The sequence below is a fragment of the Paraburkholderia sp. 31.1 genome (genome assembly GCF_014397645.1).
GTDB lineage: Bacteria > Pseudomonadota > Gammaproteobacteria > Burkholderiales > Burkholderiaceae > Paraburkholderia > Paraburkholderia tuberum.
This window is the reverse complement of record NZ_VZQN01000090.1, coordinates 1-10,015: the sequence shown is the minus strand read 5'-3', so window position 1 is coordinate 10,015 and position 10,015 is coordinate 1. Positions and strand designations below refer to the sequence as shown.

The following is a 10,015-nucleotide window of genomic DNA, read 5'->3' as shown; positions in this document are numbered from 1 at the left end:
GCACTTTCCGCTTCCGCAAAGCTGATCTGCCGCTTCATCGTCGATCGTCCGTCCCGTGAATTTCTTCTACAACGCCCTCGACCACATCTGCGATGACGGTCGCACCAAATAAATCAGTGTTTCCCTAACTGTATCAAAGGCGCGGCGCAAGTTACGTCGCGTCCCCCGAGCTGGTTATGAAAACGCCGGATGCAACGTCGCGCGCGGGCGGCGTCGTTGCGGTGGTGGTCCTGTCCGCAGCTTTGTCCGGTTGCTACTACTACGTGCCCTACGGCTACGTTCCGTACGGCGAAGTGCCGGCGGCAGCGCCGCAGCAGCAATATCCTTTCTCGATGACCGACGCAGCCGCGACCGGTGCGGCCGCGTCAGATGTAACTGCATCGACGAACACCTATATCGCACCAGCCGCGCCCGTCTTCGTCGTGCCTGCGTATTACCCCGTCGCGTATCCGTACTACGGCTGGCCCGCGTGGTGGGGACCATCGGTGTCACTGAGCTTCGGCTATTGGAGAGGATGCTGTTACGGAGGGGGCCGGCACGGCTACTGGGGCCACCACGGCTATTGGGGCCATGGATACCGGGGCGGTTGGGGCGGTCATGGCGGCTGGGGTGGGCACGGATACCTAGGGCGTGGTATGGGCGGCGGCCATTACTGGGGCGGTGGCGGCGGCCACGGGCATTCGCATTGAACGCTAACAGAGATGCGCTCGTGTACAACAGTTCCCCGACAGTTGAGGCCGTGAATGAACTGGACGCAACTCGCCAACGCGCGGCAGCGTCGGACCGTGCAGTGACCAGTTTCAGCCTCCACTCCACGTCGACGAGTCTTTCAACACCTCCACTATCAATTCAACTGACGTATGAAGATAAGCAGAACTATCTGCCAGTGGAAGAGCGCGGACGTGGAAATTTGACTCCAAGGCCTTTCTGACTGGCTGTTATTGCCCGCGCGACAGAGTGAGGCTAGGCGGGGGCACTCCGGCGCGTTGAAGCGAAGACCCGGGGCTTTGGGGCTCCGCTGCTTCCATTAGTCCCTAGTTACATTGTCGACCTCCTCCTTCGCGTCGTAGGGCGTATTTAAATGCCTGCTGAACGGGTCCGTGGTTATACTACGTATTAATCAGTAAAAGTAACTGGCAACGCCATTTAATAATATTTAATTACATAAGAAGCATTCTTGGCAGCGCCGCGAACTTCACGTAATAAGAATATTGAATGAATGTGCTCGTCTTCGACGATAATGAGTTCGTCGCGGACAGTCTGGCTTTCCTGCTGGACTGCATTGGTCACCGCGCCGTTATGGCGCACGACGGGAGACTGCGCTGGAACTGCTCCATGCCGGCGCTTTCGAACTCGTTTTCCTGGACGAAAACCTCCCTGACATCAACGGCAGTGCCGTCGCGCTGTCGCTGCTGGACAGGCCAGTCTTCCCCCGGCCCTTTGTTGCCTCCATGACGGGTGACAGCGATAGCAACGAAGAGTTTGCCCGGCTCTCCGATGTGTGTCTGCAAAAGCCCTTCTGCCTCGAAGCACTCATGCAAGTCATCGAAGATGCTCGCTGCAGCAGCGATGCGAGCGCTCTCCTGGCCGCCTAGACTCAAGCCAAGCTGAAGTGTCGACGGCGGCTCTCAGTACGAGTGCCGCTTACGTCGGCGTAGCTCTGCGCCGTGTGTCCCTTTTGGTCGATTGTCTTCGGGTCTTGTTGGCGTCACGTTGCAAGCAGGTTCCGGACAGGACGCTTTTATGCCGGTGCATTTGTTGGCGGAGCTTTCGCTTCCGACCGCGTGAGTCGCCGCTACAGACTTTGAGAAAAAGTTAAAAACATCATTCGCTAGATATGTCTTTACATATTATTCAATCGAAGACTTCTTCTGACATATAAAGCCATAAGTTGCATGGGACTCTTTTAGACAGTATGACTCCCGTGAGCAGGTATCAGAACAGAAAAGAGGTGCTCAGCGATAAAAGCGACACCGGATGATGCGACCAGCGAAACGTTAGGGCACCGACCAAGTTGAATTCGACTACCCGTGGCTATCTATCCAGGCCAGCGCCCTGGCAAGTCCGACTTGCCGTGCTTCATTTATCCGAGACTCCAACAGTGGCGTTGTAGTCTGCTGTATGACATGGACAATCCGGGTAAGGCGCCGGTATGGACAACTCGATATTGCAACAGGAACCCGTCGCGGTCGCGTCGAGATACGTCTCAGCCGCAACACCAGAGTTCGTTCCGCCCAAGGCTGAACAAGCCGGCGCCGGCGTCTCGGGCGGCGGCCTGTCTCGGGACAAACTGCACGCATGCCCGCGCTGTTCATTCGGCGCACAGGTCGCTACACGGCCCGGCATACCGAACATCCAGACATGAGCCGTCCTTGAAAACGAGTCGCTTCACCGTTCCGAAGTCTTAACCCTCTGCACGGCATCGCGTTTCACGAAGACGCCTGGGCGCTCGTCGGGCAGAACCAGTTGCATCAGCGAGCCGAATTTTCGCATGGCATCGAAAAAGCTCAACTCGCGCGATGGCTCGGCCCGTCCTAACCAATAGACGATGGCGGCGCCGGGATTCTGGGCATCGCGTGCGAGGAACCTCAACCTCTGTTCGGTGTTGACGTAGGACGACGGTTCGATATCCGGCACATCACGCATTCGATTCTCCATTGTTTGGCCCGTGCTTGTTACGACGCTGCCGCGTGACATAGACCTCAGGCATTCATGTCGACCCAGATTCGTCCCCAGTGGGTCGCATACTTCAACGCCTGCTCGTCGTCGAAGAAGTAGTCCAGGGCGGCGAATGTTTCCGGCGCACGGCCGGGCTTCTCAATAACAAGGTCTGCGGCATGCAGACCACCGTGTGCGGGACACGCGATAGCGATAAGTTGGTAGCCTCGATGTAACGTGGAAACGGCCGCCGTCATTGAGATATCTCCATTACATCTCCTTCATCGGCGCGAAAGGGTCGGTGACGCTTCACCACAATCGCGCGACGTCACCGCAGTTCGTTATCCGAACGGAACGCAACCATATTGAGATTTGACGCCGAAGGGGCATTCTGCGCGAAAGGCGCGACAGTTAAAACCAGTGTTAGCTCTACATATTTCGCGGCGGCACATTCATATTGGTGTCATCGACACATCTGCCAAATGATTGGTGTCGTCGGATGCGATGCTGCTGAGAGCATGAGAAGTCTCAGCGCCGAACCTGAGCCGCATGCAGTCGTTCACGTGACTGCGGGCGACATATCTGCCAGGCAGTCTGCGGTCCTTGGCCACCGCTTCCTTCGCGACTTCAGGCAAACGGCTCGATTCCGTCACGACTGTAGTACGTCCGCATCTCCGCCGTTAGCCCCGAGCCCGTTCGTGCCGGGGACCTCCGCGTTGGGGCATGCCAGCCGACACCTCCAGGCCATCTGAAAACCGGCTACGGCCAACACTTCGAACAAATTGGCCGCCATCGGGACATTGCGCGGTCCGAAGGGAATGAGCGTCTCGATAAATCCCTTAGCCGTTTAGCCAGGAACGAACTCAGAGTTGCGTCAAAACTATCTGGGTCGATGGGTTTGCGCAGAAAGGCGTTCCAGATTTTCACCTTTCCTTCCGGAGGAGCCCGGGCGGAAACCATCACCACTGGAATCTGGGCAAGCGCCGGATAGAGCTTGAGACGTTCGCACAGTTCGACCCCGTTCATCCCGGGCATCTCCCAGTCGGTAACAATCAGTTCCGGAACGTGGCGGGCAGCCTTTCGCAGCGCCACGTCCCCATCTTCTGCGAAGAGTACGTGATGGCCATGCTCTTCCAGAAGAAGCTGAAGTACCCATAGGTTATCCGGCTCATCGTCGACTAGCAGGACTGTTGACATGGCGAGATGCGACACAGGACGTTTACGGAGGGCTCGCAACGACCGTGCCGGATTCTTCCAGCCGCCCCGCCGGGCAAAGGCTTGAAAGTGGTGTTAATGGCACAGTGTGCACATACATAATTGTTAAATCGCAACGAAAGGGTACGCTTAAGTAACTTCCCGCGAGAAGCTTATGGACGCGGCCACTTTCCTGGACCCCAACGGATTGGTCGCGGCGTGGCGTCGTCTGACCAGAGGGTTTCGACCGCGATGACCCCGTGCCGTTCGTGCCCGACCTCTGTGTTTGAGGTGCTTCTCGACAGGGACGGGCCGCAGGACATCGACCGGAGGGTCGGAGCTTATCTGGACGGAGCGCCAGCGAAGTCATTGTCGTGGGTCGGCGCGGACAGGTTGAATTTTTGGGCCGTTGGGCCAGCGGCAGGCTTCGATGTTTGGCATATCGCTACCGCCTGGTTGTATGTATCTCGAAGCGCGCGGTGACCCCGCAGCTGAAAGGCCCCGAGGTCCATCCCGTTGACATCAGCGATGGCGCTGCCCGACAGGGCTGCAGATGGAAAACCCGACATCTTCCGCTGTGTCGAAATGCTCGCCTTTACAGCGTGGGCAATCGCTCAAAGTAGTCAAAGCGGGCAAACGGCGGCGGCACCTCGGTCACTTCAAGCTCGTCGACCAGCGCTGCGGACATGCCCTCGCTTAGCCAGGCGCTCATGGTGGCAAGCTGTTCCGGCGAACCCTGCGGCATCACCTCCACCGAACCGTCCATGCGGTTACGTACCCCAGCCGGTGACGCCTACCGCCCGAGCCTGACGTACGCACGCTTCCCGGTAGCCAATGCCCTGCACCTGACCACGCAGCTGCACCAGCCGGTGCCTCAAGCATCTCATCCTGGTGGTCAGTTTCCACGCGTGTAGTCCTTGCAAAATGTTCGCGCAGCTTCGCCCCTCACTGAAGTGGCCCGGCTGCAATCGCATGCCTGCCTATCGTCTGGAAATACCTGAAGAACGCTCTGTCCCGGAAATGCGGCTCCGGTACCGCAGCCGCGCTGCGCGAATGGATGCGTATTCGCATACAGTCACGTAACCGTCCAGCGGGATAGCGGCGTCCAGTGGCGCGGCGCCATGAGACTCGCCTTCAACGTTTGCCATCGGGCTATCAGGCTCTACGAGCGCCGCATGACATCCGCCAGGTCATCGAGCGATAGTGGCTTGGTGAGATGGCAGTCAAATACCCGTTCGTCGGTCTGGAATCTGCTGGTGGCATCGGTGTAGCCCGTTAAAGCAACCAGCTTCGTCTGGGAGCACTGGGCCCGAAGGCGAAGCAGTTGCGCAAGCTCAAGGCCATCCATGCCGGGCATCGTGATATCAATCAGGGCAACGTCCGGAGTAAATGATTCCACTATCGAGAGCGCGTCGGGTCCGCTCTGTGCCCGCTTCACCTCATGCCCCTCGAGTTCCAGCAACGTAGCCAGCGCCTCCATGGTGTCCGCGTTGTCGTCGACAAGGAGGATACGACTCGACGCCATCGGGCGTGTCGCGGTCACGACAGGCTCGCTCGTGCTCTCGCAGACAATCGGGAGCTGCACGGTGACTTCCGTCCCTTTACCTTCGCCCGCGCTCGCAACGATAACCGTGCCGTTGTGTGCGGCAACCAGATGCTTCACGACCGCCAGTCCGATTCCGAGTCCGCCTTCTGCCTTTCCGCGTGCTGACGCCGACTGGGCAAACATGTCAAAGACGTGCGGCAGCATTGAAGATGAAATGCCCGCACCGTTGTCCGTCACCGTGATGACCGCAGTTCGGGGCGATGAGCCGCGTATCGATGCGATGCTCAGGTCCGGTGCCTTTACCGATAACGTGATGTCGCCGCCGGGAGGCGTGTATTTCACCGCGTTCGTCAGCAGATTCGATATGACCTGGGTGAGTCGGGCCGCGTCCGCATGAACGGTCACCTGATACGGGGGAACAGTGACATGCAGCTGGTGCAGACCATTATTCGCGTCGGCCTTCATCGCCGTCACCGCGTCGGCCACGATATCCTGGAGCAACCCGTACGACGGGCGCACGGACAGTTTGCCATGCCTTATCCGGGACGCGTCGAGCAGGTCGCCGACGAGCCGTTTCAGTATCCGCATCTGTCTGTCAGCGATGCCCAATGCAGCCAACACGGCGGGATTGTCTGTCGCGAGCTTTCGCGCCGCCGTCAGGGCACCGTCGATTGGCGCGAGGGGATTGCGTAATTCATGACTCAGGGTCGCAATGAAGTCGTCCTTGCGTGCTTCAGCCAGGGCCAGCGCATTCCCGGCGGCCTCCGCTTCTGCCGCCCGGGCTTCCGCGTCAGCCTTCGCCCGGGTCATGGTGAGCGCCGCGCAGGTGAAGTTTGCAAGGCTGGTCAGGATTCTGCGGTCCTCCGCATCGAAAAGGTGTACCCCGTCGTGGGACATGACCCACAGGGTGCCCCACGGCTCGGGTTCGCCCGGAATGGGTACAACCAGCTCTTCGATAATCTCCGGAGAGACGTGTTCCAGGCAGGCGAAGTGGCGCCGGGGAAACGAAAACAGTTGTCCCGAAGCCAGTTCGAGCGTCACGGCGCTCGGGCTGTCTGCAGTCGGGATGGTGGTGCCCACAGCGGCCACGCATGCACCCGAAACCGCGACCCAGCGGAACACGAGGGCGCCGGCAGCGCCGGTTTCCAGCAGGCCGATGCCCGCGCTGCCCGCTTCGCACAGACTCAGTGCCATATCCGAGAGCGTCTGCAGCATGGCACCGTCCGGCGACGTCAGTGCCTGCGCCAGACGGTGCATCGCGCTGCTTTCTGCCGCATAGTCGGGTGGGCGATGCGCACGCGTGTCGAGCGTTGGTGTGACGAGACTACCCTCACGCCGTGCGCGGTCCGCTGCCGATGATGCAGACAGTCCGGCCATAGGGTCTCCAGGTTGTAATGGGTATGTGGCTACATGGAAGAAATTACCATGCTGGTTGAATTGTAGGCGCTGCATCACAAAACCCGGCCGGTAAGCCGTGACCGACTGGAGATGCCGCGCGTTGACGGAGTCGAACTCTGTCAACGGTTGAAGGGCGACACCGCGACGGCCGACATTCCGGTGGTCATGTGTCGGCCGCGCTGCCGCCTGAACCTGAAGAGCCGCTATGGGACGTATTGCTGCTAAAGCCCGCCCCGATAGGTCGGTTGATAAAGGCGATTCATAGTCTGCTCGACGGAGCGCACCCGGAAGTACCGGGACGGATGTCCGAACAGTGAACATGCGATATCCCGCTACGGAGCGTGGAGCGGTTGCTTCTGTCCTGAGCGTCAGGGGCGAACTGCGGAGACGGTGCGGTACCCGGTGATGACTGCATCCTGGGCGTCGGCAAAGACACGTTCAGAGTCACCTTCGAAGTTTCGGGCTCGCTCCGCTTCACGGTAGCTGCATCATCACGGGTGGCACCGCGAGCAGAATCATTCGTGGGCGGTTGCGCCAGCACGTGTCGTGCCTTTCAGTGTGCAATCGAACATGGCTTCCCCTTGGAAATTGGCCCGCATCCTGGCGGGACTCTGGCAGCGCGCGTTGCCACTTCAAGCGACGCGTGACACGCAGGACGGCCTATGATGAAAACATTGAGGTGCGGAAAACGTGCCTCCTAACCCAGAGGAGCGAGAATCATGGCCAAGCAAGATACCGAATCCAGCGTCTACAGCGTCACGGAAATTATCGGCACCAGCCCAACCTCCTGGGAGGATGCGGCGAAAAATGCTGTGGAAATTGCAGCGAACTCGCTGCGTGATTTGCGAGTCGCCGAAGTCTGTAAGCTCGACATGAGGGTCGATAGCGGCAAGGTCGTTGAATACCGAGCGCGAGTATCTTTGTCGTTCAAGTACGAAGCATGAAACGGCGACCCCGCACCACGGCAGAGAAGAGGCTTGCGATACTGCAAGTTTGCGGCATCGAGCTTGTACGCCAGTTGCGGACGGCGCAACTCCCAGAATGCTCACGCTAGCGTGCAGTTCAGCCGGGCGGTATGACTGCGTCGCAGCGGGCTTCGGTCCGTCCTGCGCCCCTTGTCGCTGCGAGCTGGCGGGACGCGCTCGCCTTCAACGCACGTAAATTCGACCACGTTCGTCGCATCGCAGATAGCGCAGTCCATCCGGGCCCGGCTACTGTCGCGCCACGGTCAAACCGCCGCTGGCCGATGCGGCAGGAGTATTCACATTGGCCGCCTGCAGCGCTACAGCCACTCGCACGTGGCGCTGCAGGGGCTCATGTCCAGCTCACCGAGGTCCATCGATTGCCGTGTCGGGACGAACCGCGAGACTAGCCTCCGCGACTGCTTATGCGGCGCCAATCGCGCAACTCAGGGACCCGGTTGTTACGCCTTCGCGCTGACGGTCTTGCCCGCTTTGTCGATGACTTCGACAGCCTGCTTGGCCGCCGACTTTGCATTCTCGTAGGTCGCATTTCCGGCGTCACGCGCAGCGCCGAAGCCCGTCTTCCAGAGCGATACAAATGCTTCACTGCCCGCCGGCGCGTTCCTGAAGAGGTTCTCGAAGAACGCCTGGGATTGCCGAACGTACTCATCAATCTGCTTCTCGGTGGTCGCGAGGATTTCGCTGCTCGCCTCGGACATGATTTCGTTCACATGCCGCCAGTAGGCCTGAAGCTTCTCGTTCGCTGCCTGTGCCTGACGCGATTGCAAGGTGAAGAACGCCTCGGGTGACTTAACTGAAACGGCCTCCGTCGCAACCGCCTGGTTCTCGGCCAAACTGGCCCTGGTGGCTTCGACATTCAGTTGGACCAGCTTTTCATAGCCTTTGAAACCGCTTTCGAAAAGACTGTAAAGCGCTGTTGTACGTGCTTTCTGTGCTGCAACAAACTGTTCCGGGGCCACGGTACTCATGCTAGTCACTCCATTCAGGAAAAAGGCAAAAGGGTGTCGACCATTGTTAGCAGTCCGAACACGAGCGTGGCAGGGGCATCTGCGCTGACCTTGCAGGGCCCCGACACTCCACCGTGCCAGGTGAAAGCGGCTACCCGGACTTTCCGCTGACTTGTACTGCAACGCACTATTTATTCATGCAGTGCCACAAATTAGCCCTGGCGGTGGACGTCTGTCAACCCGGAAGCCCCTTTGCACTGGCAGCCCAGGGTGGTTCTAAACGCCTGTCGTCAGTACAAGCCACGCTTTGCGCTCAGTAGGTACTTTCCCGGAAGACAGCCGCCAATGACGGCGCCAATGGGCCGGCCAGCGGTGCGGGTTGACGAAAATGAAGCCGCCCATCCGGCAACAGCGGGCTACAACTTCGGAAAAGCCCGGTGTTCCATGTACCGCAATGCGCAAAAAAAGCCGCAGACATCGCTGCGGCCGGAACACACACGCAACGCATTGGGGGCGCTGACGTGGCAATAATCGTATATAGGCGCGGGCCAAAGATGCAATCGGGTATATCGTCTGGATATTGGCCGCCAGCGCTTTGAGCCCTTGTCGTCACGACTTCGCGCATGCTACGCGTAAACCACTGTTGCAAAGGCGCCAGGGAGTCATGGCGGTGACATCTTGCGGTGTCTGTTATCGATGCCGGAAGCGGCAGATGCTGGTGAAAAGCAGATGGCCCGCATGAGCGGGCCATCCGGTTCAAACATTCGACGACCCGCGCCTACAGCGGCTGAATGTTCGATGCCTGCTTGCCCTTCGGGCCTTGTTCCACTTCGAAGCTCACCTTCTGGCTCTCTTGCAGCGATTTGAAGCCGCTTCCCTGGACTTCAGAGAAATGTGCGAACAGGTCTTCTCCGCCATCATCTGGCGTAATGAATCCAAAGCCCTTCGCGTCGTTGAACCACTTGACCGTCGCTGGGGTGGAGTTGCCACCGGGACACGTCATCTAACGTGAGTAAGTTGACTTTCGGGAAAAAGCTCCTACTTTGGGGTTCGATGGCGTAACAGGGACCATTGATGGCGTTCATCATCGCCCAAGCCGCGTCATAAGCGAGCGGGGCGAACTGCACAATACCAATTCCAAATCGCGCCTTCATCGTCGCGTCTAGGGAAACACTGATTTATTTGGTGCGACCGTCATCGCAGATGTGGTCGAGGGCGTTGTAGAAGAAATTCACGGGACGGACGATCGACGATGAAGCGGCAGATCAGCTTTGCGGAAGCGGAAAGTG

General features: G+C 59.1%; 8 protein-coding genes and 1 pseudogene. 2 read left to right on the top strand and 7 right to left on the bottom strand.

Translation table 11 applies throughout. The features are described 5' to 3' along the window. The first annotated feature begins 176 nt into the window (after window positions 1-176). Window positions 177-689, top strand: coding sequence for a hypothetical protein (locus F6X37_RS34510; protein WP_187614495.1), 513 nt, complete (start codon window positions 177-179; stop codon window positions 687-689). A 1,699-nt stretch (window positions 690-2,388) separates the two neighbouring features. Here F6X37_RS34510 and F6X37_RS34505 read toward each other — a convergent pair. The 5 genes and pseudogenes from F6X37_RS34505 to F6X37_RS34485 form a co-directional block, all read right to left on the bottom strand. Then, window positions 2,389-2,646, bottom strand: a complete 258-nt coding sequence (locus F6X37_RS34505; protein WP_262420136.1) for a hypothetical protein — start codon at window positions 2,644-2,646, stop codon at window positions 2,389-2,391. 56 nt (window positions 2,647-2,702) lie between these two features. Continuing rightward, entirely contained in the window at window positions 2,703-2,915 is a 213-nt protein-coding gene (locus F6X37_RS34500) for a hypothetical protein (protein WP_187614494.1), read from the bottom strand. A 502-nt stretch (window positions 2,916-3,417) separates the two neighbouring features. Then, window positions 3,418-3,855: a PleD family two-component system response regulator gene (locus F6X37_RS34495; protein ID WP_187614493.1), complete on the bottom strand. Its 438-nt coding sequence runs from the start codon at window positions 3,853-3,855 to the stop codon at window positions 3,418-3,420. 592 nt (window positions 3,856-4,447) lie between these two features. Further along, window positions 4,448-4,739, bottom strand: a pseudogene (locus tag F6X37_RS34490) (acylphosphatase). Window positions 4,740-5,014: 275 nt separating this feature from the next. Then, complete coding sequence (locus F6X37_RS34485; protein WP_187614492.1) at window positions 5,015-6,775, bottom strand: ATP-binding protein; 1,761 nt, start codon at window positions 6,773-6,775, stop codon at window positions 5,015-5,017. Between the two features lie 740 nt (window positions 6,776-7,515). Between F6X37_RS34485 and F6X37_RS34480 the strand changes: the two genes are divergently transcribed. After that, window positions 7,516-7,740 carry a dodecin family protein gene (locus tag F6X37_RS34480; RefSeq protein WP_018419043.1) on the top strand — a complete coding sequence of 75 codons (225 nt, stop codon included), beginning with the start codon at window positions 7,516-7,518 and terminating at the stop codon, window positions 7,738-7,740. 479 nt (window positions 7,741-8,219) lie between these two features. Here the strand turns inward: F6X37_RS34480 and phaP are convergent, their stop codons facing one another. Both phaP and F6X37_RS34470 read right to left on the bottom strand, forming a co-directional pair. Beyond that, window positions 8,220-8,747: a TIGR01841 family phasin gene (phaP, locus tag F6X37_RS34475; RefSeq protein WP_187614491.1), complete on the bottom strand. Its 528-nt coding sequence runs from the start codon at window positions 8,745-8,747 to the stop codon at window positions 8,220-8,222. A gap of 757 nt (window positions 8,748-9,504) precedes the next feature. Continuing rightward, window positions 9,505-9,729, bottom strand: coding sequence for a cold-shock protein (locus tag F6X37_RS34470; RefSeq protein ID WP_187614490.1), 225 nt, complete (start codon window positions 9,727-9,729; stop codon window positions 9,505-9,507). Window positions 9,730-10,015 lie beyond the last annotated feature (286 nt).